Raw genomic sequence first — 24,542 nt, forward strand, 5'->3', positions numbered from 1 at the left:
GATCGGGGCGCGGCGCGGATCACGCCGGGCCGCACCCGCTGTCCCTCCGTCACGGGCCGTCACGGGGCCGCCGCCCCGCCGTTTCCCCCTGCCCCGCCCTTGATCGGCGGGCCGCTTTCCGCCAAGGCTGGCGGGATGGCCCCGGCGGGGCCAAAGCAAGGGGAGGTGCGCCCGTGGCGCTGCCGGTGCGCAATCAGCTGGTCTACTGGGGGATCGCCGCATTGGCGCTCTTCTTCATTCTCTGGGCCGTGGGCAATGTCATCCTGCCCTTCGTGCTGGCGGGCGCCATCGCTTATGTGCTCGACCCTATCGCCGACCGGCTGCAGCGGCTGGGCTTCAGCCGCATCCTCGCCGTCATCACCATCACCGTCCTTGCGGTCCTGATCTTCGCCGCCGTGATCCTCCTTCTCGTGCCGACGCTGGTGCGGCAGACGAGCGACCTGATCGAGGCGGCGCCAGAGATGATTGACCGGCTGCGCTCCTGGGCCTCGGCGCATTTCCCGGCGCTGATCGACAGCGACTCGGCGCTTCGCGAGCAGATCCAGAAGCTCGGGCAGGCGATCTCCGACCGCTCGGCCGAGCTGGCGCAGAGCGTCCTGTCCTCCGCCGCGGGGGTGGTGAACGTCCTCGTCCTCATCGTGATCGTGCCGGTGGTGACCTTCTACCTCCTCCTCGATTGGGACAGGATGGTCGGCCGGGTGAACGAGCTCCTGCCGCTCGATTATGCCCCGACCGTCCGCCAGCTCGCGAAGGACATCGACAAGACGCTCGCCTCCTTCATCCGGGGTCAGGGCACGGTCTGCCTGATCCTGGGGACCTTCTATGCCGTCGCCCTCGCGCTCATCGGGCTCAACTTCGGCATCGCCATCGGCGCCTTTGCCGGCTTCGTGACCTTCATACCTTACGTCGGCGCGGTCGTCGGCGGCGGGCTTTCCATCGGCGTAGCGCTCTTCCAGTTCTGGGGAGAATGGTGGTGGATCGCCGCCGTCGCCGGGGTCTTCGTCTTCGGGCAGTTCGTCGAGGGCAACATCCTGACGCCGAACCTCGTCGGCTCCTCCGTCGGGCTGCACCCCGTCTGGCTCCTCTTCGCCCTGTCGGTCTTCGGCGCGCTCTTCGGCTTCGTCGGGCTCCTCGTCGCGGTGCCGGTGGCGGCGATGCTGGGCGTGATCGTGCGCTTCGCCGTCGATCAATATCAGCGCTCGCTTCTCTACATGGGCGTCTCGGCCAATCCGAAGGTCACACCGGGCGAGGTCGTGCCGGCCGCGCGGGAGAACGAGGTCCTGGCCGGCGAGCTGCCAGTCGATCCGCGCGTGACGCCAGAGACCGATCCGGAGCCCGACCCGCAATCCGATCCCCAGGCCGATCCGGAGCCCGATCGCTCGTGAGCGACGGCCAGCTCAGCTTTCACCTCCCCGGGCTCGTCTCGCAGGGGGCGGAGAACTTCTTTCTCTCCGACGGCAATGCCGCGCTCTGGGAGATGGTGACCGACCCCGCCCGCTGGCCCGCCGGCAAGCTCGCCCTCGTCGGCCCCGCCGCCTCCGGCAAGAGCCACCTGGCTCGGGTGCTGGAGCAGACGGAGGCGGCGCAGGTCGTGCCCGCGGCGCGCTTCGCCCTGCCCGTCCTGCCGCCGCCCGGGCGGCTGGTGGTGGTGGAGGATATGGAGGCGCTGCCGGAGGCCGCCGAGGAGCCCCTCTTTCACCTCCACAACCACCTCGCCGCGACGGGCGGGCGGCTGATGATGACGGCCCGCACCCCGCCCCGCGACTGGCCTTTGCGGCTGAACGACCTCGCCACCCGCGTGCAGGCGGCGCTGGTGATGCGTATCCCCGAGCCCGACGACGCGCTGCTCTTCGGGCTTCTCCTCAAGCATTTCGCCGATCGCCAGCTCCGCCCGGCGCCCGACGTGATCCCCTGGCTCGCGGGCCGGCTGGAACGGAGCCACGCGGCGGTGGCGGAGGCCGTGGCGGCGCTGGACGACGCCGGGCTCAGGGAGGGCCGTAACCTGACGGTGCCCTTCGCGCGGGATGTGCTGGGGGAGTGAGGGGGAGCTCCGCCCGAGGACGGCCGGTTGCCCGGAACCCTTCCAACACGGCGTAGGGTGGGTTTGTAACCCACCGCCCACATCTCAACCGGGAGAAACGGTGCCGCGCAGGGCGAGCGCCGGCCCGGGGGTGGCGCTCCAACGGTCGAGCGGCGCGCTTTATGGTGCAAGCCACCTCCCTGCTCTGAGGCCGGGCCCAGCTTCACCAGAGCGCCAGCCCGCGGGACGGGCCGGCGCTCGCCCTGCGCCGTTCCGGCGCGCACCGGGCGTGGGAATAGCTGGAACCTTGCTCCCGTGGCGTAGGGTGGGTTTGTAACCCACCTTCCCCCTCACAATCTGGCACACCATCGCCGCGCACGGCGAGCGCCGGCTCGGGGGTTGGCGCTCCAACGGTCGAGCGGCGCGCTTTATGGGACAAGCCACCTCCCCGCCCACCGTTGTGCCTGCCCCCACCAGAGCGCCAGCCCGCGGGACGGGCCGGCGCTCGCCCTGCGCCGTGCCGGCGCGTACCGGGCGGGGGAATGGCTCGGAGGTTGCGCGATCGGTGGGTTGAAAACCCACCTTACGCGAGAAGACGGGCGCACCTGTAGGGTGGGTTTGTAACCCACCATTCCCGCACCCCGCCCCCCGGCCTCACCCCTTGACGATCACCTCATGGCTCGCGCCGAGCGAGCTGGCGAGGGACGACAGCCGCGACGCGGCCACTTCGCCGAAGAGCGGCTCGGCACGGGGCGCGAGGCGGAGCGTCAGCTCCTTCTTCTGCGGGCGGAACTTCAGCTCTCCCGGCACCTCGCCGGCGCCGAGCCAGAGCATCGCGCCGAGGCGGAGCGCCTTGCCCAGCACCTCCGCCTCCTGCACCTCCTTCGGCTCCAGAAGCGCGAAGAGCCGCTCGTAGGGCGAGCCGTCGCGCTTGTTCTGGTAGCGGTGGAGCAGCGCCAGCCCCATGAAGATCCGCTCTTCATGCTTGAGGCCCCCGAGGTTGGCCCGCGTCGCATTGTCGAAGCAGACCTCGGCCCGGTAATCGGGATGCGCCCGCCAGCTCACGTCGTGGAGCAGGCAAGCCGCCTCGATGATGCGCTTCTTCTGCCAGTCGGCGCGCGGGAAGAGCGGCATGACGAAATCGAAGAGGAGATCGCCGAAGCCCGGCACCCGCGCGTCCTTCGCCTCGGCGAAGCGCGCCGCCTCGATCAGCGGGTCGCGGTCGCGCAAGCTCTGCGGCATCTGCTCGTAAAGCAGCCCCTCGCGGATCCCGTAGGAGGAGATGGCGATATCCTTCGGCTTGAAGACCTTCACCAGCTCCTTTAGCACCTGGGAGGCATAGGGCACGAGGCTCATCCGCTCCGACGAGATCGAGAGCTTGCCGCGCAAGGCCTCGAGATCCGAGGCGGCGATGTGCTTCTCGGTGGCGCGCACATCGGGGCTGGTCATCCGGTATTCGTGCAGGACGGTCAGCGGATAGCCGCGCCTGTCCATGTCGACCCGGGCGAAGGCCCGCCAGGAGCCGCCGACGAGGAAGAGCCGCTTGCCGGTCTCCTTCTGCATCTTCTCGTGCAGATCGGCGACGATCGCCTTGATATGTGCCTTCAGCGCCTTGCGGCCGCCCTGCACCTCGCGGAGCTTCAGCGGCCCGAGCGGCGAGGTCAGCCGCAGCCCCACCTCGCCATCGGCGAGGTTGGCGAGCTCCATCGACGAGCCGCCGATGTCGCAGACGAGGCCATAAGCACCCGGCCAGCCGAGAAGAACGCCCTGGGCGGAGAGCCGAGCCTCCTCCTCGCCGTCGATGACATAGAGCTCGATGCCGGTCTGGCGCTTGACCTCCTCCTGAAAGGCCGGCCCGTCCTCCGCCTCGCGCACCGCGGCGGTGGCGACGGCCGTGAGCGGCGCGATGCCCATGCCCTCGGCGAGGGCATTGAAGCGGCGGAGCGCCGAAAGCGCCCGCTCCTTGCCGGGGGCCGAGAGGCGCCCGGTGTCGGAGAGGCCGGCGCCGAGGGCGCACATGACCTTTTCGTTGTAGAAATAGGCCGGCGAGCGGCCGGCGCCGTCGAAGACCACGAAGCGGACGGAGTTGGATCCGACGTCCACCACGCCGACCCGACTGAGCGAGCGCGCCTCCTCGCCGAGGAAGATGGGCCGGGTGAACGGCCCGGGCCGCGGGGACCCGGACGGCGGTGGCGCGGTGATCGGTGCGTCGTCCATGCGCCCTGCTTGCCCGATTGCAGGGCCCCTGCGCAAGCATCGCGCAAGGGCCGGCAGCCTGGCCGGTCGCCCTCAGGGCGTCGACCTCGGGTCACATTGGCCCGCGGGGGCGGGAGTCAGGAGAGCCGGTCTGGGGCCCCGGGGCGTCCCCGGGGGTCGTGAGTGACAAGCGCCTCCTTAAGAGGCGGGTGCCCAGACACCGCGGGGGGAGCCGGCCTCTAGAGGCCAACCGGAGAACAGCCCCCCGGCCCCGCCCGGGATCAGAGCTCGGCTTCGTCGGGGTCCGCGGGCGCGTCCGTCTCGTCATCCTCGCGCGGCACATAAGGCGGGGCGTCGGGCTTGCGGCGGATGATGATATCGCCGTTCTCCATCACCTCGGGCACCTCGTAATAGCGCACGGAATCGACGGTTTCGAGCACGCGGGCGAGGCCGGCGGCCATCTCGGCGGTCATCTCGCGCATCGCGGGCTCCAGATCCTCCGCGAAGTCGCGCAGCTCCTGCAGCGCCGGGTCCATCTCGTCCATGAGGCCCTGCATGAAGAGCCGGGCGCCCTCTTCCATGAGGTTGAAGCCGTCGCCCTCGTCCTCCTGCGCGGCGACGGGGCCGGCGGGGAGAAGCGCGAGCGCAGCAGCGAAGGCGGGGGCCGCGAGGGCCTGGGTCATGTGTTTCATGGAAGGAAAGATAGGGTTGCGCGGCCCGGCTTCAAAGGCGGAGGCCGGATGGGGGGTGCAGAGGGGGGTTGCGACCCGTCCCCCTCGCCAACTTTCCCGACGCTGCCGCGCAGGGCGAGCGCCGGCCCGGGGGTTGGCGCTCCTCCCGGCTGAACGGTGCGCTTTATGGCGCAACTATCCTCCCCGCTCTGAGCGCGAGCCCAGCCCCAACCAGAGCGCCAGCCCGCGGGAGGGGCCGGCGCTCGCCCTGCGCGTACCGAGCGGGGGCAAAGCTCAACCGGTCCGACACGCCGTAGGGTGGGTTTGCAACCCACCACCCCATCCCCCTCAAAGGTCCAGCGTCACCGGAAAGTGGTCCGACGCCGCCACCAGCGCGGCGGCGAGCCCGGCATCCCCGGCCAGCGCCTCGTCCTCGAACGGGTTCCAGACACGCCAGCGGGGGCCGGTGGCGCGCAGATCTTCCGAGACCAGGATGAAGTCGAGGAGCGCCTCCACCGGGCCGAAGGCCGGCCCCTCCCCCGGGCCCGCCCCAGGTCCGGCCGGGCCGCTGCGGAACCGTGCCGTGGTCGCGGGGTGGAGGCCGGCGGCATGGGGGTCGAAGAGCGGCCCCGGCTCCCCGGCCCCCATCAGGACCTCGACGCCGGAGCGGCCGAAGAGCGCCTCATAGGCGTCGAGCCCCGGCCCGTCGTTGAAATCCCCCGCCACCACCAGGCTCTCCCCCTCCGCCAGATGCGCGCTGACGCGGGCACGCAGCCAGAGGCATTGCGCGAGCTGCTTGCGGCGGTTCTCGATGGCGATGCGGGTGGCATCGGCGGGGCCCGCGGCGCCGTAGGGCGCCTTCGACTTGGCGTGCACGCCGATGAACCTCAGGCTTCGCCCGAAGCCGCTCAGCACCGCCTCCAGCGGCGGCTTGGAGAAGGTGACCGGCTCCGGCAGCCCGTCGAGATCGAGATCGATCCGCCAGCGCCCGTCGAAGCGCGGCGCGCCAAGCCGGCTCGGCGCGTGTTCGGCCTTCAGCACCGCCGGGTCATGGAGGAGCAGGATCTCCTGCTGCGTCTCGGAGGGAAAGCCCGCCAGCGCCGAGCAGGCGCGGATCCCCGCGCGGGAGGCGAAGCGGGCCAGCGCCGCCCGCCCGTCGCGGTGGCGCGAGATATCGGGCGCCTCGATGATCAGCACCGCATCGGCATCGAGGGCGCGGAGCACCTCGGCGATGGCGCCGAGCTGTTCTTCGCGAGTCACGCCGAACCGGCCGGAGGGCGCGGCATCGGCGAGCGGATGGCCCGCGTCGTCGAAGAGCGCGTCGAACCATTCGACATTCCAGGTGGCGAGCCGCATGGGCTCAGGCAGCGCCCCGGGTGCCCTGGATCTGCTCCCAGGCCCGGTTGAGGGCCATCAGGCGCGCCTCGGCGAGGGCCAGAGCCTCCTCCGGCAGGCCGCGGGCGCGGAGCGCATCGGGATGGCTCTCCTTCACGCCCTCGCGCCAGAGCCGGCGGATCTCGGGAAGGGCCATCCCCGGCTCGGCGCCGAGGACGTCATAGGGGTCGCGCTCGGCATCGGGGACGAAGCGGGCGCGGAGCCGCTGGAAGGCGCGCTCGGACATCCCGAAGATCCCGGCGACGCGGGCGAGGAAGGCATCCTCCGCAGGATGGTAATCGCCGTCGGCCATCGCGATATGGAAGAGCCCCTCGAGCACGTCGGCCAGCGGCCCGTCTGGCGCATCGAACATGGCGGCAACCTTGGCGGCGTAATCCTCGAAGCCGGCGATGTCCTGCCGGGCGAGGTTGTAGACCCGCGCCGCCGCCGCCTCGTCCTCCTGCGCGATGGTGAAGACCTCGCGGAAGGCCGTCACCTCGTCGCGCGTGACCTGCCCGTCGGCCTTGGCCATCTTCGCGCCGAGCGCGATCACCGCGATGGTGAAGGCCACCGATCGGTCCGGCGGCGCCCGCAGCCGGTCGAAGACCGCCGAGAGCGGCTCGCCCTGGCGAAGCGCCGCGAGCGCGTCGGAGATGCGGGTCCAGATCGACATGGGCGCGAGTCTAGGCCGGGCGGGATGGGGGCGGAAGGGGGAAGGTGGGGCAGGTTTGTACAGCTTTCGGTGAGCAACACTCCGGGAAGACTGCGGGTTTGGGCGCGCGTGCGAGGGCTGCGGCACATCGCCGTTGTTGCTCGAACTCATGGCGCCCCCCGAGCCCCGCCCTGAGGCTTTTCGGGAGCTAAGACCGCGGGGTTAGAGGATCTTCTGCAGCACCACTGCGTCGAGCCAGCGGCCGAACTTCTGGCCGGTCTCGGTCAGCCGGCCGGTCTCGCGGTAGCCAACCGCCCGGTGGAAGGCGATGCCGGCGGCGTTCTCGTGGCTGACGACGCCGAGCATGACATGAAAGCCCCTTCCCTTCGCATCGGCCTCGATCGCCGCCATCAGCGCCCGGCCGAGGCCGCGGGCCTTGGCCTCGGGCGCGATCAGCACCGTATGCTCCATCGCCGCGCGGTAGCCGTTCGACGGACGGAACTGCCCGTAGGTGGCAAGGCCGGCGACAGTGCCCTCCACCTCGGCCACGAGGAAGGCCGGGCGGGAGGCGATCATGGCGGCGATGTCATCCGGCGTCTTCTCCTCGTCGGAGAAGATGATCGTCGTGTCGCGGATGATCGGGTTCCAGATCGCGGCGAGGGCCGGGATGTCGGCCTCGCTCGCCGGGCGGATGGTGATGCTCATGAGGGGGATCTCATCGGGAGGACTCAGGCCAGATGCCGCGGTCCGTGGGGCGTGTCGATCTCGGCGGAGAGGCGGAAGCGCTCGGCGCCGGTCAGGGTGATCGCGGGGTCGGGAAGCGCCCCGCCGAGCGCCTCCAGCGCCTCGCCGGCATGGGGCGCCTGGATCGCCAGCGACCGCAGGCGGAGCCCGGCATCGGGCAGCGTCTCGCCGGGGGGCGGGCTCTGCCATTCCAGGAGCGTCGGGAAGGCGCCGCCCATCGGCAGGGCGCCATCCGCCGGCACGGCGATCCGCCAGCGAAGCGCGCCGCGGGCGAGGTCGAGCGGCTCGCCGGCGAAGGGCGCGGCATCGAGCGCGGCGTCGAGGTCGTCCACGGCGCAGGCCCAGTTGGCGAGACGGGGCGGGCCCTCGAACAGATCGAGCCCGAACCAGCGGGGCCGCTCCGGCACCGGCGCCTCGGGGTCGGGCGCCAGCACCTCCAGATAGGTGCCGCCGCCGAGCGAGACGACGGCATTATGGGTGCCGAAAAGCGCGTGCCGCCCGCCAGGCGCGGGCGTGACGCCGAGCGCCGCCGCGACATGGGAGATGCCGTCTGCCAGATCGGCGCAGAGGATGACGAGGTGATCGAGCCGCATGATGCCACTCTGGCGGACGCGCGGGCGGGGTCAATGGGCGCCAACGAGCGGGCGAGCATTGACGGCGGGTCCGCCCCCGGGCAGTCCTCCCCCATGCTGATCTCGACCGCGCATCGCCTCATCTTCATCCATGTGCCGAAGACCGGAGGCACCTCCGTCGCCGAGGCGCTGGCGCCTGTCGGGACGGGCGCGGGCTTCGGCGCCGGGGCGGCCCTCAGGCGGGCGCTGCCGGGGCGTCTCGACCCCGGGACCGCCTGGTTCCAGATGCACGACCCGGCGCGGCTGGTGCGGGCGAAGCTCGGGCCGGAGGTCTGGCAGAGCTACCGGAGCTTCGCCTTCGTCCGCCATCCCTACGCCCATGCCCGCTCGCATTACGCCTATATCCAGACCTATCGATACCGCCGCTGGCAGCAGATCGCCAAGGCGCTGTCGTTCGAGAGCTTCCTGCGCTGGCGGCTCGCAGGCCCGCCCCATTGGGCGAAGAGCCGGACGGGGCTCTTCGCGCGGCTGCCGGATCAGGCGTGGTTCCTGACCGACGGGGAGGGCCGGGTGATCGTGGACAGGGTCGGCCGGTTCGAGCGGCTGGCGGAGGACCTGGCGGAGATCTGCGCCGATGCCGGGCTGCCGGCCCCCGCCCTGCCGCATCTGCGCGCCGGATCCGGCGCGGGCCCCGAGATCAGCGACGAGGCGAAGGCGCTGGTACAGCGGCTCTATGCGCGGGATTTCGAGCTCTTCGGCTACGAGCGCTGAGCGCCGCCGGGGCGCGCGGAAACCATGCGGTGCCCGCCGCCTAGCGGTTGGGGATCGCGCCCCTCAGAAGCCCGAGGATCTTCCGCGCCGCCTCGGGGATGTTCGTCCCCGGCCCGAAGATCGCGGCCACGCCGGCCTCCTTCAGGAAGGCGTAATCCTGCTGCGGGATCACCCCGCCACAGACGACGAGCACATCCCCTGCCCCCCGCGCCTTCAGCGCTGCGATGAGCTGGGGCGCCAGCGTCCGGTGCCCGGCCGCGAGGGAGGAGATGCCGACGACTTGCGCCCCGGCCTCCACGGCGCTCTCCGCCGCCTCCTCGGGCGTCTGGAAGAGCGGGCCCATGGCGACCTCGAAGCCGAGATCGCCGAAGGCCGAGGCGATGACCTTGGCGCCGCGGTCGTGGCCGTCCTGGCCCATCTTGACGACCATCATCTTCGGCGGTGCGCCCTCCTCCGCCGCATAGGTGGCGACGTCCTGCATGAGCGCCGCGAAGCCGGCGTCCCCCTCCCAGGCGCCGCCATAGACGCCGGAAAGGACCTTGGGCTCCGCCCTGTGGCGGCCGAAGACCGCCTCCATCGCCGCGCTGATCTCGCCCAAGGTGGCGCGGGCGCGGGCCGCCTCCACCGCCGCGGCGAGGAGGTTGCCGCCGCCCTGCGCCGCCGCCGTAAGCCCGGCGAGCGCCGTCTCGACCGCGGCGGGGTCGCGGGCCGCCTTCAGCGCGGCGAGCCGGGCGATCTGGCCGGCGCGGACGCCTTCATTGTCGACGCCGAGAAGCTCGATGGGCGCCTCCTCGTCCTGCCGGTACTTGTTCACCCCGACGATCACCGTCTCGCCCCGGTCGATCAGCGCCTGCCGCTCGGCGGCCGCCGCCTCGATCCGCGCCTTGGGCATGCCTTCGGCGACGGCCTTCGTCATGCCGCCCAGAGCCTCCACCTCCTCCATCAGCGCCCAGGCCTTCTCGGCCAGCTCGGCGGTGAGGCTCTCGACGTAGTAGGAGCCGGCGAGCGGGTCGGCGACCTTCGTGACCCCCGTCTCCTCCTGCAGGATGAGCTGGGTGTTCCGGGCGATGCGGGCGGAATGGTCCGACGGCAGCGCCATGGCCTCGTCGAGCGCGTTGGTGTGCAGCGACTGGGTGCCGCCGAGCACCGCCGAGAGCGCCTCGTAGGCGGTGCGCACGACGTTGTTGTAGGGGTCCTGCTCCTGCAGCGACACGCCGGAGGTCTGGCAATGGGTGCGGAGCATCGAGCTGCGCGGGTCCTCAGGCGCGAACTCCGCCATCACCCGGTGCCACAGGAGGCGGGCGGCGCGGAGCTTCGCCGCCTCCATGAAGAAGTTCATGCCGATGGCGAAAAAGAAGCTGAGGCGCGGCGCGAAGCTGTCGACTTCCATACCCCGCGCCAGCGCGGCGCGGACGTATTCGCGCCCGTCGGCGAGGGTGAAGGCAAGCTCCTGCACCAGCGTCGCCCCCGCCTCCTGCATGTGGTAGCCGGAGATGGAGATGGAGTTGAACCGCGGCATCTCTTTCGATGTGTATTCAATGATGTCGGCGACGATCCTCATGCTGGGTTCCGGCGGATACACATAGGTGTTCCGCACCATGAACTCCTTGAGGATGTCGTTCTGGATCGTCCCCGACAGCGCTGCCCGGTCCACCCCCTGCTCCTCCCCCGCGACGATGAAGCTCGCGAGGATCGGGATCACCGCGCCGTTCATCGTCATCGAGACGGAGGTCTGGCCGAGCGGGATGCCGGCGAAGAGCTCGATCATGTCCTCGACGCTGTCGATCGCCACGCCGGCCATGCCGACATCGCCCTCCACCCTTGGGTGGTCGCTGTCGTAGCCGCGATGGGTGGCGAGGTCGAAGGCGACGGAGATGCCCTGCTGCCCGCCCGCCAGCGCCCGCCGGTAGAAGGCATTGCTCTCGGCGGCGGTGGAGAAGCCGGCATATTGCCGGATCGTCCAGGGCCGGCCGGCATACATCGTGGCGCGGGGGCCGCGGGTATAGGGCGCCTCGCCAGGGGTGGAGCTGAGGTCGAGCCCGGCCACATCCTCCGCCGTGTAGAGCGGCGCGATCTCGATGCCCTCGAGCGTCGTCCAGGTGAGGGTCTCGGGGTCTTTGCCCTTCAGCTCCTTGGAGGCGCGGGCGCGCCAGTCGGCCTTGCTCATTGGGGCTCCTCCTCAAGATCCGTGATCGCCGATTCGGGTGGCCCGGGGCAAGGATCGGGGCAAGGATCGGGGTCCTCCACGAACCGCCCGAGCCCGCCGGCGCCGGCGCGCAGCCAGGCGAGGTCGGTCTCGGTCTGCTCCGCGAGGGCGCCCGCCTCGTCTTCGGTGAAGAGCGCCGCGCCCTCTGGCCGGGCGTTGTGCACGGGTGCGGGCTCGGCTGGCGCGTCAGGATCCTCTGCGACGCCGAGGAGCGCCGCCGCCGCCGCCGGCCGGGCGGCGAAGGCCTCGGACCAGATCGTCAGCGGGGCGCCGGGGAAGGCGGCGGCGATCTCCGTCACCACCTCGCGCCAGCCGCGCGGGGCAATGGCGATCTCCATCAGCGCCTGGCGGTCGGGCATCGGCGCGCCGCGGGTGGCGAGCACGGCAAGGGCCGAGGGCCACCAGTCCTCCAGCGGCCGGATGGCGAGCCCGAGGCGCAGCGCCCGCCCCTCGAGCGCCGGCGCGAGGCGGCCGAGCCAGTCGCCCGGCGCCGGATAGAGCGCCCGGGAGCGCAGGCAGTGGCGCATGGTGCCGAGGAGGTTCTCTTCCGACAGGATCAGGCGGGTGATCCCGCGATCCTCCAGCCGCGCAAGCTCCTCGCCGATCCGCCGGTGCGCGGCACTAACGACCTCGGGCGGCGCCTTGCCCGGCGTGCCGTCGAGACCGAGGAGCCAGCCGCCGCGGCGCGTGTCGTCCGGCAGCCAGAGCGCGGTGCCCTCGGCGAGAAGGCCCGCGCGGCGGGCAGCGAGGTGGCGCTGCAGCGTGGTGCTGCCCGTCCGGTGCGCGCCGAGATGCAGGATGATCTCCAGCCGTGCGTCCTCCCTGCCCTCAGGCGGCCCGGCGATGCCGCGGGCCCGGTAAATTTCTCTCTAGCGGCGGAGAGATACCCTTCGCAAGCGCCCCCCCGCCCCCTATATCATGAGCATGAGAGCAGCCCTCCGCCTGATTTCGGCCGCCGTCCTGGCGCTGGCGCCCCTGGCCGCGCAGGCGCAAGACGAGGATGTGATCGCGATCTGGCGGGAGGATCCGCTGCGCGTCTTCTCCGGCGAAGAGATCGACATGGACGCGCTGCAATATCGCGCCCGGCCGCTCATCATCTTCGCCGACAGCCCGTTCGACCCGAATTTCGCCGAGCAGATGGAGCTGATCGAGGCGGGGTGGAATGATCTCGTCGCCCGCGACGTGATCGTCATCACCGATACCGACCCCGATGCGGAAACCGAGGTGCGCCAGACCTTCCGGCCGCGCGGCTTCGTGATGATCCTCATCGGCAAGGACGGCCGCATCGCCCAGCGCAAGCCCGCGCCCTGGGCCACCCGCGAGATCGCCCATGCGATCGACAAGCTGCCCCTGAGGCAGCAGGAGATCCGCGAGACGGGGACCTTGGGCGGGCGCTGAGCGGGCTGGGGTGCACCCCCCGCGCCTGACGCGTTCCGCCCCCCGTAGGGTGGGTCTCCCACCCACCGCCCGCGCAACGCCCGTTCTGTGCCCCCGCCCGGTGCGCGCCGCAGGCGCAGGGCGAGCGCCGGCCCGGCCCGCGGGCTGGCGCTCTGGTGAGGCTGGGCGATCGCTCGGAGCGGGGAGGCTTGTTGCACCATAAAGCACGCTGTCCAGCCGTTGGAGCGCCACCCCCCGGGCCGGCGCTCGCCCTGCGCGGCACCGGTGGGATCGGCTGAGAGGGGCGCGGGTGGCGCCCGCCAGCTCCCGTAGTCGCATAGCGGCCTCCGACGGCGGCGCCCCACGCAATCGGGAGGCCTGCCCTCAGGCCCCCCCCCCTCACTCGAACTCCAGGATCACCGCATCCACCGCGAGGCTGTCGCCCTCCGCGACGTTGACCTTGGCCACCACGCCCTGCCGCTCGGCGCGCAGGATGTTCTCCATCTTCATCGCCTCGACGGTGCAGAGCGGCTGGCCCTCCTCCACCGTGTCGCCCGGCCCCACGTTCAGCTTCACCATCAGCCCCGGCATCGGGCAGAGGAGCAGCTTCGAGGTGTCGGGCGGCAGCTTCTTTGGCATCAGCGCCGCCAGCTCCGCCTGGCGGGGCGGCATGACGCGGGTCTTGAGGTCGGCCCCGCCCGTTCGCAGGCGGAAGCCGAGCGGCATCGGCTCGACCTTGAGGAGGAGCGGCAGGCCGCCGACCTCCAGCCGCGCAAGGCTCTGCCCCGGCGCCCAGGCGCCGGTGACGCGGAGCGTCTCGCCCCCCTCGAAGGTGACATCCGTCCCCTCCGGCTCGGCCGCGAGGCTCACCTCGAAGCGGGCATCCTGAAGCGTCACGACGAAATCGTCGCCCAGCGTCCGCCGGTGGTTGTCGAGCCGGCCCGAGATGCGGGTGCGGCGGATCTCGGCGATGCGGTGCATGGCCGCCGCCGCCGCCGCCACGCGGCGGAGCTCCGCCTCCGGCAGCTCCACCCCGGCGAAGCCCTCCGGCCATTCCTTGGCGATAAAGGCCGTGGTCATCTCGCCGGCCTGGAACTTCGGATGCGCCATCACGGCGGAGAGGAACGGCAGGTTGTGGCCGATGCCCTCCAGCTCGAAGCCGTCGAGCGCCTCGGCCATCGCGGCCACGGCCTTCTCGCGCGTCGGCGCCCAGGTGCAGAGCTTGGCGATCATGGGGTCGTAGAACATCGAGATCTCGCCCCCCTCGGTCACGCCGGTGTCGTTGCGCACCGCAAGCTCCGGCCCCGCCTCCGCCGCCGGGGGGCGATAGCGGGTGAGCCGGCCGATGGAGGGCAGGAAGTTGCGATAGGGATCCTCGGCATAGAGCCGCGATTCGATAGCCCAGCCGTTGATCTTGAGATCGCCTTGCGAGAACCCGAGCGGCTCGCCCCGCGCCACGCGGATCATCTGCTCGACGAGGTCCACGCCGGTGATGAGCTCCGTCACCGGATGCTCCACCTGAAGCCGCGTGTTCATCTCGAGGAAGTAGAAGTTACGCTCGCCATCGACGATGAACTCCACCGTCCCGGCGCTCTGGTAGCCGACGGCCTGCGCCAGGGCGACGGCCTCGGCGCCCATGGCGGCCCGCGTCGCCTCGTCGAGGAAGGGCGAGGGCGCCTCTTCCACCACTTTCTGGTTGCGCCGCTGGATCGAGCATTCCCGCTCGTGCAGGTAGACGGCATTGCCGTGGCTGTCCGCCAGCACCTGGATCTCGATATGCCGCGGCTGGGTCACGAATTTCTCGATGAAGATGCGGTCGTCCCCGAAGCTCGCCGCCGCTTCGCGCCGGCTGCTCTCGAAGCCCTCGCGCGCCTCGGCCTCGTCCCAGGCGATGCGCATCCCCTTGCCGCCGCCGCCCGCCGAGGCCTTGATCATCACCGGATAGCCGATCTCGCCGGCAATCTTCGCCGCCTCCTCCGCATCCGCAATGAGCCCCATGTAGCCGGGCACGGTCGAGACCCCCGCCTCGGCGGCGATCTTCTTGGAGGTGATCTTGTCGCCCATCGCCTCGATGGCCCCGGGCGGCGGGCCGACGAAGGTGACGCCCGCCTCGGCGAGCGCCTTGGCGAACTTCGGGTTCTCGGAGAGGAAGCCGTAACCCGGATGCACCGCGTCGGCGCCGGAGGCGCGCACGGCCTCCATCACCCGCGCGATGTCGATATAGCTCTCCGCCGCCGGCGAGGGGCCGATATGGATCGCCTCGTCCGCCTCGGCCACATGCAGGGCGCGCCGGTCGGCATCGGAATAGATGGCGACGGTCGGGATGCCCATGGCGCGGGCGGTGCGGATGATCCGGCAGGCGATCTCGCCCCGGTTGGCGATCAGGAGCTTCTTCACCCTTTTGGTCCCCTTACATGACGAAACCGCCGAGGCCCGAGGGCCCCGGCGGCTTCCATGGTCTTCAACGAGGGGCGGCGACGCCCCCTGCCTTGGTCGGCCTCAGCAGGCGCCGAAGCTGTTGGCGACGGCGCCAGCGCCGGCACCGATGAGGCCCGCGCCCACGGCTTCGCGCGCGTCGGCGCCGTTGAGCATCTGCGAGCCGGCGTAGAGCGCGGCGCCGGTGGCGGCGCAGTCAGCAGCCGAGGTCTGGTTCGGGTCATAGGCGCAGCCGGCAACACCGCCGGCCAGAGCCACGAGCAGAACGGAAGTCTTGAACATCTTGGGCATGGGTCTTCTCCTGTCGATATGGCCTCAAGCTGGGGCGATCCTGCCACGCGGCAAGTCGCCCGCCAAGTCACCACCGCAATTCCGTGCTGACATGCAATAACAACGCCCGGATTCCTCTGAAAAGTCCGGGTTTCGGCGGCGGATTGCCACCCCCTGCCGGGCGGAATGCAATGCCCCCGCGTCACGGAATCACAGGCCCGGCGGCGGCGCCCCGCCCCAACAGGGCAAGGGAATCGCTGCCGCTCGCCCCTCCGACCCTCGCCAGCAGACGCCCGGCCGCGACGGCTCGGCGCCGGGGCCGGCCGCGCAGCGGCGAAATCGCGCCGCTCCGCCCGTCTCACTCGAAGGCCTCGGGGAAGGCGATCTCCGCCTTCTGCCGGTCGATGCGCAGGAGTGCATCGTAGCTCTCGGGGTCGAAATCCTCCTCCGCCGGCACGACCTCGCGCCCAAAGAGCCAGGAGAGCCGCCCCGCATCGAGATTGCCGCGCACGAAGGGCTCCTCGCCGAAATGCGCCCAGAGCGCGGCCATGAAGGTGAGATCCGCCAGCCGGTCGGCGTGGCGCCGGTCGGCATAGCGCTCGCGGGCGATGAGCTTGGTGGCGCCGGCCTTGTTGGCGCGGCGGATGGTGAACTGGAAATCCGTCCCCGTCAGGCGGCCGGGAAAGCCGCGGTGCTTTTCCATCAGAACAGCTCCCAGATGCAGGCGCCGTCCTCGACGCGGTAGGCTTCGAAGAACTGCACGGCCTCGGGCACGATGGCGCCGAAGGGCAGCTCGCGGTCGGAGAGCGAGATGACGATCTCGCTCGGGGTGATCTCGCTGCCCTCGAGCGCCGGCAGGGCGAGGTTGTCGCAGAGCCACTGGAAGTCGCCCGCGATCGCCTCGAAATCATCGGCGGTGAGGTCTTCGGAGACGAAGCGCAGCCGCGCCGTCCCCTCCTCGAGCACCACGTCGAAGATGCGCCAGGGATGGCCGGAGGGGGCGGTGACATCCTGCGCGGCAGCGGGGAGCGCGGCGAGAAGGAGGAGAGGCAGAAGGCGTTTCATGACAACGACCTAGAGGGGGATGTTGCCATGCTTCTTCCAGGGCGATTGCTGCTGCTTGCCCCGAAGGCCCGCGAAGGCCCGGCAGAGCCGGCGCCGCGTGGAATGCGGCATGATCACCTCGTCGATGAAGCCCTTCTCGGCCGCGACGAAGGGGTTGGCGAAGCGGTCCTCGTAATCCTTCGTGCGGGCGGCGATCTGCTCGGGGTCGCCGAGCTCGCTCCGGTAGAGGATCTCGACCGCGCCCTTCGCGCCCATCACCGCAATCTCCGCCGTCGGCCAGGCGTAATTCACATCGCCCCGCAAGTGCTTGGAAGACATGACGTCATAGGCGCCGCCATAGGCCTTGCGGGTGATGAGCGTCACCTTCGGCACCGTCGCCTCGCCATAGGCGAAAAGGAGCTTCGCCCCGTGCTTGATGACGCCGCCATATTCCTGCGCCGTCCCCGGCATGAAGCCCGGCACGTCGACCAGCGTCAGAAGCGGGATCTCGAAGGCATCGCAGAAGCGCACGAACCGCGCCGCCTTGCGGGAGGCGTCGATGTCGAGGCAGCCGGCGAGCACCATCGGCTGGTTGGCCACCACGCCGACGGGCCGCCCCTCCATGCGGATGAAACCGGTGACGATGTTGCGGGCGAACTCCTCCTGGATCTCGAAGAAATCGCCCTCGTCGGCCAGTTTGTGGATCAGCTCCTTCATGTCGTAGGGCTGGTTGGGGTTCTCGGGGATCAGGCTGTCGAGGCTGGGCTCCAGCCGCTCCACATCATCGTGGAAGGGGCGGAGGGGGGGCTTCTCGCGGTTAGAGAGCGGCAGGAAATCGACCAGCCGCCGCACCTCGGCCAGCGCCTCGACGTCGTTGTCATAGGCGCCATCGGCGACGGAGGAGCGGCGGGTATGCGTCGTGGCGCCGCCGAGCTCCTCGGCGGTGACCACCTCGTTCGTGACCGTCTTCACCACGTCGGGGCCGGTGACGAACATGTAGGAGCTGTCCTTCACCATGAAGATGAAATCCGTCATCGCCGGGGAATAGACGGCGCCCCCGGCGCAGGGCCCCATGATGACCGAGATCTGCGGCACGACCCCGCTCGCCATGATGTTCCGCTGGAAGACCTCGGCATAGCCGGCGAGGCTCGCCACGCCCTCCTGGATGCGGGCGCCGCCCGAATCGTTCAACCCGATGACCGGCGCGCCGTTCTGCATGGCCATGTCCATGACCTTGCAGATCTTCTGGGCATGGGTCTCGGAGAGCGAGCCGCCGAAGACGGTGAAATCCTGGGAATAGACATAGACCTGCCGGCCGTTGACGGTGCCCCAGCCGGTCACCACGCCGTCGCCCGCGGGCCGCTGCCCGGCCATGCCGAAATCGGTGGCCCGGTGAGCCACGAACATGTCCCATTCCTCGAAGGAGCCCTCGTCGAGCAGAAGCTCGATCCGCTCCCGCGCGGTGAGCTTGCCCTTGCCGTGCTGCGCCGCCACCCGCGCCGCGCCGCCCCCGGCCCGCGCCTCTGCGCGCCGCGCCTCCAGTTCCGCCAGAATGTCCTGCATGCACCGGCCTCCCTGCCGCCCGATCCCCCGGTCTTAGCCTCTCGGGGCCCCTGCCCCAACCGGAAATCGCTGCAGGCGGCGGCCCGGCCGGCGCGGCGCGCGCCCGGCAACCGTCCGGCTGCGCCCCGCCCCCCGCCCACCGCAGGGATGCACCCCTGCCCGCCGGCGCCCGCGCCCGCCAGCGATCGAACAGTCAATGCCAGTGCGCCGCCCCCGACCTCCTCCTCGCCCTCGCTTTCTTCCAAGTACTCCGGGGGGAGTCGCCGTTCAGGCGACGGGGGGCAGCGCCCCCCGGCCCCGCCGGCCAACGGGCGCCACCTGGCCCCGGCGACAGGCAGCGCCGGGCGGGCCGGGGTGGGTGGGCGGGAGGCCTGCCCGGCGCTGCCTGTCGCCGCCCCGCACTAAACCCCCGACCCGCCTTTGACCCCACCCTTGAGCCCGCCTCCGCCCGGCCCTATCGTCGCGCGCCGGCGCCGCGCCGGCGTCAGCTCCGGCCCTGCCATGACCCTCCCCGTTCCCCTCGTCACCATCGGGCTTCTGGCCCTGTCCAACGTCTTCATGACCTTCGCCTGGTACGGGCATCTGAAGTTCAAGGCGGCGCCGCTCCTCGTCGTCATCTTCGTCGCATGGGGCATCGCGCTCTTCGAATACATGCTGCAGGTGCCCGCCAACCGCATCGGCCACGGCCGCTTCTCGGCGGCGGAGCTGAAGACGATCCAGGAGGTCCTCTCCCTCACCATCTTCTGCGCTTTCTCGGCGCTCTGGCTGGGCGAGCCGATCCGGCCCGCGCATATCCTCGGCTTCAGCCTCATTGCGCTCGGCGCCGGGGTGATCTTCCTCGCCCCCGGGCTCCCGGCGGGCGATTGACCCCGGCCCCGCCAGACCCTAGGCCTCGTACATGACAGCCTCCCCGCCCGCTGCCCGCGAGACCCCGGCCGCCCGCCCGACCGTGCGCTTTCTCGACCGGCAGACGCCGCCCCATATCCTGACGCTGACGCTCATCGCCTCGATGTCGGCGCTCTCCATGTCGATCTTCCTGCCCTCGCTCGCTGCCATGGCGAACGAGTTCGGGGCGGATTACGGGGTGATGCAGCTCGCCGTCTCGGGCTATCTGGGCACGACCGCGGTTGTGCAGCTCTTCATCGGCCCGATCTCGGACCGCGTCGGGCGGCGGCCGGTGGTGATCGCCGCGCTCGGGATCTTCGTCATCGCGACCATCGGCTGCGCCCTCGCGCCCACGACGGGTACCTTCCTCGCCTGCCGGATGCTGCAGGCCGTCGTCGCCTCCTGCATGGCGCTCTCCCGCGCCATCGTGCGCGACATGGTGCCGGCCGAGCAGGCCGCCTCGATGCTGGGCTATGTGACGATGGGCATGGCGCTGGTGCCGATGATCGCGCCGACCCTTGGCGGCACGGTCGATGAGTTCTTCGGCTGGCGCGCCGTCTTCTGGCTTCTTGCCCTCTTCGGCGTCGGGATGATCGCGCTCTGCTGGCGCGACCAGGGCGAGACGCTGGCCGGCGGCCGCGGCCTGACGTTCCGCGCCCAGGTGCGCAACTATCCCGAGCTCCTCGGCTCCCGCCGGTTCTGGGGCTATGTGGTCTGCGCCGCTGCCGGCTCCGGCGCCTTCTTCGCGCTCCTCGGCGGGGCGAGCTATGTGGCGCATGACCTCTTCGGCCTCTCGCCGATGATGACCGGCATCGCCGTCGGCTCGCCGGCGCTCGGCTATGCGGCGGGGAATTTCCTCACCGGCCGCTTCGCCACCCGCGCCGGGATCAACGCCATGTGCCTCGCCGGCACGCTGACCTCGACGCTCGGCCTCGCCGCGGCGCTGATAGCCGCCTATCTCTTCGAGCCCTCGCCGCTCCTCTTCTTCGGCTTCATGCCGCTCCTCGGCCTCGGCAACGGCATGATGATGCCCTCCGCCACCGCCGGCTCGCTTTCGGTGCGGCCGGAGCTCGCCGGCACCGCCTCCGGCCTCGGCATGGCCATCGCCATCGGCGGCGGCGCGGTGCTCTCGGCGCTGGCGGGGGCGCTCCTCTCCGGCGCCGGCAATGCGCTGCCGCTGCAATGGATCATGGAGCTCTCGAGCATCGTCTCGCTCCTCTCGATCCTCCTCGTCATCCGCCGCGAGCGCGCCCTCGCGGCCGCCTGACCGGCTTGCCATTCCCGGCGCGCCGCCCCAGTCTCGCGCCGGAGCGCATCAGGAAGGGAGCCCCATGGAACTCGACGGCAAGGTGACGATCGCGGCCCCCCGCGCCGCGGTCTGGGCGCGGCTCAACGATGCCGAGACGCTGAAGGCCTGCATCTCCGGCTGTCAGGAGCTGACGGGCTCGCCGGAGGAGGGGTTCGAGGCCGTCGTCGTGCAGAAGGTCGGCCCGGTGAAGGCCACCTTCAAGGGCGCGGTGACGCTGGAGGACATCGTGCCCGAGGTCAGCTACCGGCTGGTCGGAGAGGGCAAGGGCGGCGTCGCCGGCTTCGCCAAGGGCGCGGCCGATGTGGTGCTGGCCGATGTGCCCGAGGGCACCGAGCTCGCCTACGAGGTCGAGGCCAAGGTCGGCGGCAAGCTGGCGCAGCTCGGCGGCCGGGTGGTCGGCGGTTTCGCCCGCAAGATGGCGGACGAGTTCTTCACCCGCTTCAAGGAGCAGGTGGAGGGCTGAGGGGCTGGCCCGGCCTTTCCCAACGGACCCATCCGTAGGGTGGGTTTTCAACCCACGGCCCCCTGCCAAATAGTCCCACCTCGCCGCGCAGGGCGGGCGCCGGCCCGGGGGTTGGCGCTCCTGCCATCGCCGCACCGCGCTTTATGGTGCCACACACCTCCCACCCGCCGTTGCGCCCAGCCTCACCAGAGCGCCAGCCCGCGGGCCGGGCCGGCGCTCGCCCTGCGCCGTGCCGGCGCGCACCGGGCGGGGCACCGCTCGACCGGCGGACAAGCGCAAGAGGCTGTAGGGCGGGCTTCAGCCCGCCACCCCCCGCGACCACCCCGCTCAGAGCGTAATGAGGTGGTTGTCCCAGATCTCGTCATGCCGGGCGAGCGGGCGGGCGTTGTCCCCCTCGATGGCGAGGATGCCGCCCTGCTCGTCTGTGGTGAGGAACCCCTCCCCCAGCGGCGCCACGCCCATGAGCCGCGCCCGGGCGACGCTGCCGAGGAAGGTGCCGTCCAGCCCGTAGCGGTGGAGCACCCCGCCCGGCGTCGACGAGATCGCGACCTCCCGGCCATTGCCGGAGACGCCGACCGTGCCGGTGTAGTTTTGCAGCGCATATTGCTCCGCCCCGGGCGCGGCGCAGAGCACCGGCGCCGCCCCCCTCCGGTGGAGGCCGAGGAGCGGCGGTGCTTCGGCCCCCTCGCCCACCCATTGCATCGCGAAGGCGGTGACGCCGCCGGCCGCGAAGGCGAGGTGGCGGATGGAGTTCTGGCGGAGCTGCGGCAGCTCCACCTGCTCCTCCACCCCGCCCGCAAGGGTCAGGTAGGTGAGGTTGGGCTCCATCGTGGCGATGTTCAGCATCTCACGCCCGTCTTCGGTGTTGATACCGCCGTTCGCCACCGCGATCGTCACGCCGTCGGGCATCACCCGCGCCTCGTGGGGGCCGAGGCCGCCGCTGTCGACCTCGCCGAGCCGGGCATAGCCGTCGGAGGCGTCCCAGATGCCCAGCCGGCCGGCGGAATCCGCCGTGCGCTGCTCGGTGGTGACGAGGAGCCGCCCGCCGTCCAGGAAACTGCCGTGGCCGTTGAAGACCGAGCCCTCGGGCGGCGCCAGCTCGGCCGTCACGGCGCCAAGCGCGCAGTCGACGACCAGCGCGTAATGCCCCGGGCGGCGGCCGAAGACGACGGCCTCGGCGCGGATCGGATGGCCGGCGCCGGCATGGCCGCGGGCGGGGAGCGGCACGCGGAAGGCGGCCTCGCCCGAGCCCCGCAGCCCGACGAGATCGAAGGAGCCGTCCGCCAGCCGGGCGGCCGCGAGGTAGGCCGGCGCGCCGGCCGCGGCCCAGCCGAGGCGGGCGCCGGAGGCGCTGGCGGCGAGCGTGGCGAGGAAGGCGCGGCGGCTCGGCATGGCCTCAGTCTCCGTCGAAGCCGACGACGCCCATGGTGACGCCGAGTTCTTCGGAGAGGAGCCGGTTCAGCTTGGTCCAGAGCGCAGTATAGGCGGTGGCGGCGACATCCGCCTGGAAGCGCCCGCCCGGCTCGGCGAGGCTGGCGAGCGTCTGATCCTCGATGGCCGCGAGGCGCGCGCGCAGGTCGTCGAAATCCGCCATGAGCTCGGTGCGGGTCTCGGCATTCTCCGTCAGCGCCAGCGCCAGCGCCTCATGGCCGAAGGTCGACTGGATGAGGTTGGCGAGTGCACGTTCTGACAGACGCCCCTCAGCGAGCTCAGGCCGGGGCGCGCCGCCGGTGCCGAGCGGCAGGCCGAGCCGCTCCATCATGTCGAACTGCATCGAGACGACGAGCCCGGTGAAAAGCGCCTGACGCGCCTCGGCAGCGGTGAAATAGGTGGCGTTGCCCTCTTCGGCGCCGCGCATCACCGGGCCGAACGCCTGCCAGTCCGCCGCGAGCGCGGCGGCATTGGCGGCCAGATCCTCGGCCATGAGCTGCACCAGGGTGCAGCCCGGGCTGACATCCGGATAGTCGTTGAATCGCGTATCGTAGAGCATCGCCTCGATCGCATAGAGCCCGCGGAGCGAGATCGGCGCCTCGGCCATCTCCGCCGCCGTCTCGGGGTGCACGGAGGTGCTCAGCGCCCGGTTCAGGGCCCGCGGGCGGAAGCCGCGCTCGTCGGGCCAGAAGGCGATGGCTTCGCGGAGGCCGGTGCTCTCGAGCGGCCCGAAGCGGAAGTCCTGCACGCCGAGCCAGCCGTCCATCGCCTCCGCCCAGAGCGCCTGGAGGATCGGGCTCGACGCCCGGCAATCGAGCCGGGTCGCCTCCGCCAGCGCCTCGGTGCGCCGAGCGAAGGTCTCCACCGCCGGCTGGATCACCGTCTCGACCGCGCGGTCGAGGACGGGGTCGGCGGCGAGCGGGGTGGAGAGGAGCGAGATGGCAAGAACAAGGGCGCGCATGTCAGAGCGACTCCAGGAAAGCGATGAGGGCGGCGCGGTCTTCTGGGGTGAGCTCGACGACGCGGGTCCGCGCAGCCTCCGCCTCTCCGCCATGCCAGAGGACCGCCTCGAGCAGCGTCCGCGCCCTGCCGTCATGCAGATAGCTCTGCTGCCCGGTGACCAGCTCGGTGAGGCCGATGCCCCAGAGCGGCGCCGTCCGCCATTCGCTGCCGGTGGCGACGCCCTCGGGCCGGTTGTCGGCCAGCCCCGGCCCCATGTCATGGAGGAGGAGGTCGGTATAAGGCCAGATGAGCTGGAAGCTCTGGGCACTCTCGCCCTCCATCCGGCCGGTGACGAACTTCGGCACATGGCAGGCGGGGCAGCCGGCGGCGTAGAAGACTTCCTTGCCCACGAGCACCTCCGCGTCATCCGCGCCGCGCCGGGCGGGGACGCCGAGGTTGCGCGAGTAATGGGTCACGAGCTCCAGCGCCTCGTCGGAGACCTCGATGCCCAGAGGGATCGCCGGCTCTTCGGCGAGCGGGCTGGCGAGCGCTTCGGCCTCGTCTTCCGCCCCCGGGGCGGTGGCATCCACACCGTGGGGGGCAGCGAGGCAGAGCGCCTCGGCCAGCGTGCATTCGCCGGCGGGCTGGGGGAGGAGCGAGGTGGACAGGCCCACATCGCCGAGGAAGGCGCGGGCCGATTGCTCGCGGATCGTCGGCGTGCCGGCCTTGTAGCCGAAGCGGCCGAGCATGGGCGCGTCATGCTCCAGCGACCAGACGACGGAGGGCCGGCCCGAGATGCCGTCGCCATCCGCGTCGTCCGGGTCGGCATGGGCGAGGATGTCTTCGGCCGGGATCGCCTCGAGGAGGCCGAGGCCGATCATCTGCGGCGCGACGCGGGGGGAGAGCATGGTGGCCGGGTCCGGCGCGCCATAGGCGAGGTCGGCGAGCGCATAGGTGGGCGCGCGGAGCGTGGCGCTCTCACCGCCGGCCAGCGGCACGAGAATCTCCTCGTAGCTCACCGAAAGCCGCCCCTCCGCCGGGATGCCGGGGAGCGCGAAGTTCTGGAGCTGCCCGCCGTAGACGGGCTCGGGCGCGGTGCCGATCCAGCCGGCGATCTCCGCGATGGCGGCTTCGGGATCGGGCACGGAGAGGCGCAGGAACAGCGCCACCTCCGCCTCGCCCTCCGCCGCCGGATGGCCGCGCGCGTCCTTCACATGGCAGAGCTGGCAGGCGCGGGCGTTGTAGAGCGGCCCCAGCCCGTCGGAGGCCTGGGTCGAGGCGGGCGCCGAGACCCAGACCTTGCGGAAGATGCCGTTGCCGAGCGCGAAGTCCATCCGCCCCTCGCCATCGAGATTCGCCGACGGGTCCGAGAAGGCATCCGAGGTCGGCGAGGCGCGCACGGTGGCGGCGCCGGCCGGCAGCTCCTCGAAGGATTCGAGGGCGGAGAAATCGGTGGCGGGCGCGGTGACGGCGGCGATGCGCGCCGCCTCCTCCGCCGTCCGGGGCAGGAGCGGCAGATGCAGGTCCTGCAGCGCCGGCTCCTCGGCGCTCGCCGCCCCGGCCAGGGCGACGAGCAGGCTGATGATCCCGATGCGGCGCATGGTATTCCCCGCGGG

The 24,542-nt window shown here is 71.4% G+C and carries 23 protein-coding genes; 7 read left to right on the forward strand and 16 right to left on the reverse strand.

Annotated elements, in window-relative coordinates:
• Nucleotides 1-173 precede the first annotated feature (173 nt).
• Nucleotides 174-1,385, forward strand: coding sequence for an AI-2E family transporter (locus ACAZ03_RS10810; protein ID WP_373353480.1), 1,212 nt, complete (start codon nucleotides 174-176; stop codon nucleotides 1,383-1,385).
• The gene (locus ACAZ03_RS10815) at nucleotides 1,382-2,041 is read left to right on the forward strand and encodes an HdaA/DnaA family protein (RefSeq protein WP_373353482.1); all 660 of its coding nucleotides are present in this window, start codon (nucleotides 1,382-1,384) and stop codon (nucleotides 2,039-2,041) included. The genes ACAZ03_RS10810 and ACAZ03_RS10815 overlap by 4 nt, the downstream gene beginning before the upstream one ends.
• Before the next feature lie 633 nt (nucleotides 2,042-2,674).
• On the opposite strand, the gene ACAZ03_RS10820 is transcribed toward ACAZ03_RS10815, so the two are convergent.
• The 6 genes from ACAZ03_RS10820 to ACAZ03_RS10845 all read right to left on the reverse strand — a co-directional run bounded on the left by ACAZ03_RS10820 (nucleotide 2,675) and on the right by ACAZ03_RS10845 (nucleotide 8,250).
• The gene (locus ACAZ03_RS10820; RefSeq protein ID WP_373353484.1) at nucleotides 2,675-4,237 is read right to left on the reverse strand and encodes a Ppx/GppA family phosphatase; all 1,563 of its coding nucleotides are present in this window, start codon (nucleotides 4,235-4,237) and stop codon (nucleotides 2,675-2,677) included.
• Between the two features lie 260 nt (nucleotides 4,238-4,497).
• Nucleotides 4,498-4,908, reverse strand: coding sequence for an AAA+ family ATPase (locus ACAZ03_RS10825; RefSeq protein WP_373353486.1), 411 nt, complete (start codon nucleotides 4,906-4,908; stop codon nucleotides 4,498-4,500).
• A gap of 327 nt (nucleotides 4,909-5,235) precedes the next feature.
• Nucleotides 5,236-6,243, reverse strand: a complete 1,008-nt coding sequence (locus tag ACAZ03_RS10830; protein ID WP_373353488.1) for an endonuclease/exonuclease/phosphatase family protein — start codon at nucleotides 6,241-6,243, stop codon at nucleotides 5,236-5,238.
• Nucleotides 6,244-6,247: 4 nt separating this feature from the next.
• On the reverse strand, nucleotides 6,248-6,934 hold the full coding sequence (locus ACAZ03_RS10835) for a TerB family tellurite resistance protein (RefSeq protein ID WP_373353490.1): 687 nt from the start codon (nucleotides 6,932-6,934) through the stop codon (nucleotides 6,248-6,250).
• Between the two features lie 201 nt (nucleotides 6,935-7,135).
• The gene (locus ACAZ03_RS10840; RefSeq protein WP_373353491.1) at nucleotides 7,136-7,618 is read right to left on the reverse strand and encodes an N-acetyltransferase family protein; all 483 of its coding nucleotides are present in this window, start codon (nucleotides 7,616-7,618) and stop codon (nucleotides 7,136-7,138) included.
• A 23-nt stretch (nucleotides 7,619-7,641) separates the two neighbouring features.
• Nucleotides 7,642-8,250, reverse strand: a complete 609-nt coding sequence (locus ACAZ03_RS10845; RefSeq protein WP_373353493.1) for a VOC family protein — start codon at nucleotides 8,248-8,250, stop codon at nucleotides 7,642-7,644.
• Between the two features lie 93 nt (nucleotides 8,251-8,343).
• Between ACAZ03_RS10845 and ACAZ03_RS10850 the strand changes: the two genes are divergently transcribed.
• Entirely contained in the window at nucleotides 8,344-9,000 is a 657-nt protein-coding gene (locus ACAZ03_RS10850) for a sulfotransferase family 2 domain-containing protein (protein ID WP_373353495.1), read from the forward strand.
• A gap of 40 nt (nucleotides 9,001-9,040) precedes the next feature.
• Here the strand turns inward: ACAZ03_RS10850 and scpA are convergent, their stop codons facing one another.
• Together scpA and ACAZ03_RS10860 are read right to left on the reverse strand one after the other, a co-directional pair.
• Nucleotides 9,041-11,167, reverse strand: coding sequence for a methylmalonyl-CoA mutase (gene scpA / locus ACAZ03_RS10855; RefSeq protein ID WP_373353496.1), 2,127 nt, complete (start codon nucleotides 11,165-11,167; stop codon nucleotides 9,041-9,043).
• Nucleotides 11,164-11,733, reverse strand: coding sequence for a hypothetical protein (locus tag ACAZ03_RS10860; RefSeq protein WP_373353498.1), 570 nt, complete (start codon nucleotides 11,731-11,733; stop codon nucleotides 11,164-11,166). Before ACAZ03_RS10860 ends, scpA begins: the two co-directional genes overlap by 4 nt.
• A 391-nt stretch (nucleotides 11,734-12,124) precedes the next feature.
• Here ACAZ03_RS10860 and ACAZ03_RS10865 point away from each other — a divergent pair, with 391 nt between their 5' ends.
• Nucleotides 12,125-12,604: a DUF4174 domain-containing protein gene (locus ACAZ03_RS10865; RefSeq protein ID WP_373353500.1), complete on the forward strand. Its 480-nt coding sequence runs from the start codon at nucleotides 12,125-12,127 to the stop codon at nucleotides 12,602-12,604.
• Nucleotides 12,605-12,982: 378 nt separating this feature from the next.
• Here ACAZ03_RS10865 and ACAZ03_RS10870 read toward each other — a convergent pair whose 3' ends face one another.
• From ACAZ03_RS10870 to ACAZ03_RS10890, 5 genes are all read right to left on the reverse strand, one after another.
• Nucleotides 12,983-14,980, reverse strand: coding sequence for an acetyl-CoA carboxylase biotin carboxylase subunit (locus ACAZ03_RS10870; protein ID WP_373353502.1), 1,998 nt, complete (start codon nucleotides 14,978-14,980; stop codon nucleotides 12,983-12,985).
• 102 nt (nucleotides 14,981-15,082) lie between these two features.
• Nucleotides 15,083-15,310: a hypothetical protein gene (locus tag ACAZ03_RS10875; protein WP_373353504.1), complete on the reverse strand. Its 228-nt coding sequence runs from the start codon at nucleotides 15,308-15,310 to the stop codon at nucleotides 15,083-15,085.
• Between the two features lie 337 nt (nucleotides 15,311-15,647).
• Nucleotides 15,648-15,992, reverse strand: a complete 345-nt coding sequence (locus ACAZ03_RS10880) for a hypothetical protein (protein WP_373353505.1) — start codon at nucleotides 15,990-15,992, stop codon at nucleotides 15,648-15,650.
• Nucleotides 15,992-16,354 (reverse strand): DUF6497 family protein, encoded by a 363-nt coding sequence (locus ACAZ03_RS10885; protein WP_373353507.1) that lies wholly within the window; start codon nucleotides 16,352-16,354, stop codon nucleotides 15,992-15,994. Before ACAZ03_RS10885 ends, ACAZ03_RS10880 begins: the two co-directional genes overlap by 1 nt.
• 9 nt (nucleotides 16,355-16,363) lie before the next feature.
• A complete protein-coding gene (locus ACAZ03_RS10890; protein WP_373353508.1) occupies nucleotides 16,364-17,896 on the reverse strand; it encodes an acyl-CoA carboxylase subunit beta in 1,533 nt (510 codons plus the stop codon).
• A 501-nt stretch (nucleotides 17,897-18,397) separates the two neighbouring features.
• On the opposite strand from ACAZ03_RS10890, the gene ACAZ03_RS10895 reads away from it, so the two are divergent.
• The 3 genes from ACAZ03_RS10895 (at nucleotide 18,398) to ACAZ03_RS10905 (ending at nucleotide 20,553) form a co-directional block, all read left to right on the forward strand.
• Nucleotides 18,398-18,763 carry a DMT family protein gene (locus tag ACAZ03_RS10895; RefSeq protein WP_373353510.1) on the forward strand — a complete coding sequence of 122 codons (366 nt, stop codon included), beginning with the start codon at nucleotides 18,398-18,400 and terminating at the stop codon, nucleotides 18,761-18,763.
• Nucleotides 18,764-18,794: 31 nt separating this feature from the next.
• The gene (locus ACAZ03_RS10900; RefSeq protein WP_373353512.1) at nucleotides 18,795-20,048 is read left to right on the forward strand and encodes a multidrug effflux MFS transporter; all 1,254 of its coding nucleotides are present in this window, start codon (nucleotides 18,795-18,797) and stop codon (nucleotides 20,046-20,048) included.
• 64 nt (nucleotides 20,049-20,112) lie between these two features.
• Nucleotides 20,113-20,553, forward strand: coding sequence for a CoxG family protein (locus ACAZ03_RS10905; protein WP_373353514.1), 441 nt, complete (start codon nucleotides 20,113-20,115; stop codon nucleotides 20,551-20,553).
• A 327-nt stretch (nucleotides 20,554-20,880) separates the two neighbouring features.
• Here ACAZ03_RS10905 and ACAZ03_RS10910 read toward each other — a convergent pair whose 3' ends face one another.
• The 3 genes from ACAZ03_RS10910 to ACAZ03_RS10920 are packed head-to-tail and all read right to left on the reverse strand — an operon-like array spanning nucleotide 20,881 to nucleotide 24,527.
• The gene (locus ACAZ03_RS10910; RefSeq protein WP_373353515.1) at nucleotides 20,881-21,945 is read right to left on the reverse strand and encodes a DUF1513 domain-containing protein; all 1,065 of its coding nucleotides are present in this window, start codon (nucleotides 21,943-21,945) and stop codon (nucleotides 20,881-20,883) included.
• 4 nt (nucleotides 21,946-21,949) lie between these two features.
• Entirely contained in the window at nucleotides 21,950-22,945 is a 996-nt protein-coding gene (locus tag ACAZ03_RS10915; RefSeq protein ID WP_373353517.1) for an imelysin family protein, read from the reverse strand.
• Nucleotide 22,946: 1 nt separating this feature from the next.
• Nucleotides 22,947-24,527, reverse strand: coding sequence for a di-heme oxidoredictase family protein (locus ACAZ03_RS10920; RefSeq protein ID WP_373353519.1), 1,581 nt, complete (start codon nucleotides 24,525-24,527; stop codon nucleotides 22,947-22,949).
• Between the last annotated feature and the right edge of the window lie 15 nt (nucleotides 24,528-24,542).

It is taken from the genome of Pseudoroseicyclus sp. CXY001 (genome assembly GCF_041714655.1).
GTDB lineage: Bacteria > Pseudomonadota > Alphaproteobacteria > Rhodobacterales > Rhodobacteraceae > Pseudoroseicyclus_A.

What these genes read in the sequence shown, in the direction of transcription:
- ACAZ03_RS10820 (WP_373353484.1), bottom strand. Translation starts at nt 4,237, where the DNA reads ATGGACGACGCACCGATCACCGCGCCACCGCCGTCCGGGTCCCCGCGG.
- ACAZ03_RS10825 (WP_373353486.1), bottom strand. Translation starts at nt 4,908, where the DNA reads ATGAAACACATGACCCAGGCCCTCGCGGCCCCCGCCTTCGCTGCTGCG.
- ACAZ03_RS10830 (WP_373353488.1), bottom strand. Translation starts at nt 6,243, where the DNA reads ATGCGGCTCGCCACCTGGAATGTCGAATGGTTCGACGCGCTCTTCGAC.
- ACAZ03_RS10835 (WP_373353490.1), bottom strand. Translation starts at nt 6,934, where the DNA reads ATGTCGATCTGGACCCGCATCTCCGACGCGCTCGCGGCGCTTCGCCAG.
- ACAZ03_RS10840 (WP_373353491.1), bottom strand. Translation starts at nt 7,618, where the DNA reads ATGAGCATCACCATCCGCCCGGCGAGCGAGGCCGACATCCCGGCCCTC.
- ACAZ03_RS10845 (WP_373353493.1), bottom strand. Translation starts at nt 8,250, where the DNA reads ATGCGGCTCGATCACCTCGTCATCCTCTGCGCCGATCTGGCAGACGGC.
- ACAZ03_RS10850 (WP_373353495.1), top strand. Translation starts at nt 8,344, where the DNA reads ATGCTGATCTCGACCGCGCATCGCCTCATCTTCATCCATGTGCCGAAG.
- scpA (WP_373353496.1), bottom strand. Translation starts at nt 11,167, where the DNA reads ATGAGCAAGGCCGACTGGCGCGCCCGCGCCTCCAAGGAGCTGAAGGGC.
- ACAZ03_RS10860 (WP_373353498.1), bottom strand. Translation starts at nt 11,733, where the DNA reads ATGCGCCACTGCCTGCGCTCCCGGGCGCTCTATCCGGCGCCGGGCGAC.
- ACAZ03_RS10865 (WP_373353500.1), top strand. Translation starts at nt 12,125, where the DNA reads ATGAGCATGAGAGCAGCCCTCCGCCTGATTTCGGCCGCCGTCCTGGCG.
- ACAZ03_RS10875 (WP_373353504.1), bottom strand. Translation starts at nt 15,310, where the DNA reads ATGCCCAAGATGTTCAAGACTTCCGTTCTGCTCGTGGCTCTGGCCGGC.
- ACAZ03_RS10880 (WP_373353505.1), bottom strand. Translation starts at nt 15,992, where the DNA reads ATGGAAAAGCACCGCGGCTTTCCCGGCCGCCTGACGGGGACGGATTTC.
- ACAZ03_RS10885 (WP_373353507.1), bottom strand. Translation starts at nt 16,354, where the DNA reads ATGAAACGCCTTCTGCCTCTCCTCCTTCTCGCCGCGCTCCCCGCTGCC.
- ACAZ03_RS10890 (WP_373353508.1), bottom strand. Translation starts at nt 17,896, where the DNA reads ATGCAGGACATTCTGGCGGAACTGGAGGCGCGGCGCGCAGAGGCGCGG.
- ACAZ03_RS10895 (WP_373353510.1), top strand. Translation starts at nt 18,398, where the DNA reads ATGACCCTCCCCGTTCCCCTCGTCACCATCGGGCTTCTGGCCCTGTCC.
- ACAZ03_RS10900 (WP_373353512.1), top strand. Translation starts at nt 18,795, where the DNA reads ATGACAGCCTCCCCGCCCGCTGCCCGCGAGACCCCGGCCGCCCGCCCG.
- ACAZ03_RS10905 (WP_373353514.1), top strand. Translation starts at nt 20,113, where the DNA reads ATGGAACTCGACGGCAAGGTGACGATCGCGGCCCCCCGCGCCGCGGTC.
- ACAZ03_RS10910 (WP_373353515.1), bottom strand. Translation starts at nt 21,945, where the DNA reads ATGCCGAGCCGCCGCGCCTTCCTCGCCACGCTCGCCGCCAGCGCCTCC.
- ACAZ03_RS10915 (WP_373353517.1), bottom strand. Translation starts at nt 22,945, where the DNA reads ATGCGCGCCCTTGTTCTTGCCATCTCGCTCCTCTCCACCCCGCTCGCC.
- ACAZ03_RS10920 (WP_373353519.1), bottom strand. Translation starts at nt 24,527, where the DNA reads ATGCGCCGCATCGGGATCATCAGCCTGCTCGTCGCCCTGGCCGGGGCG.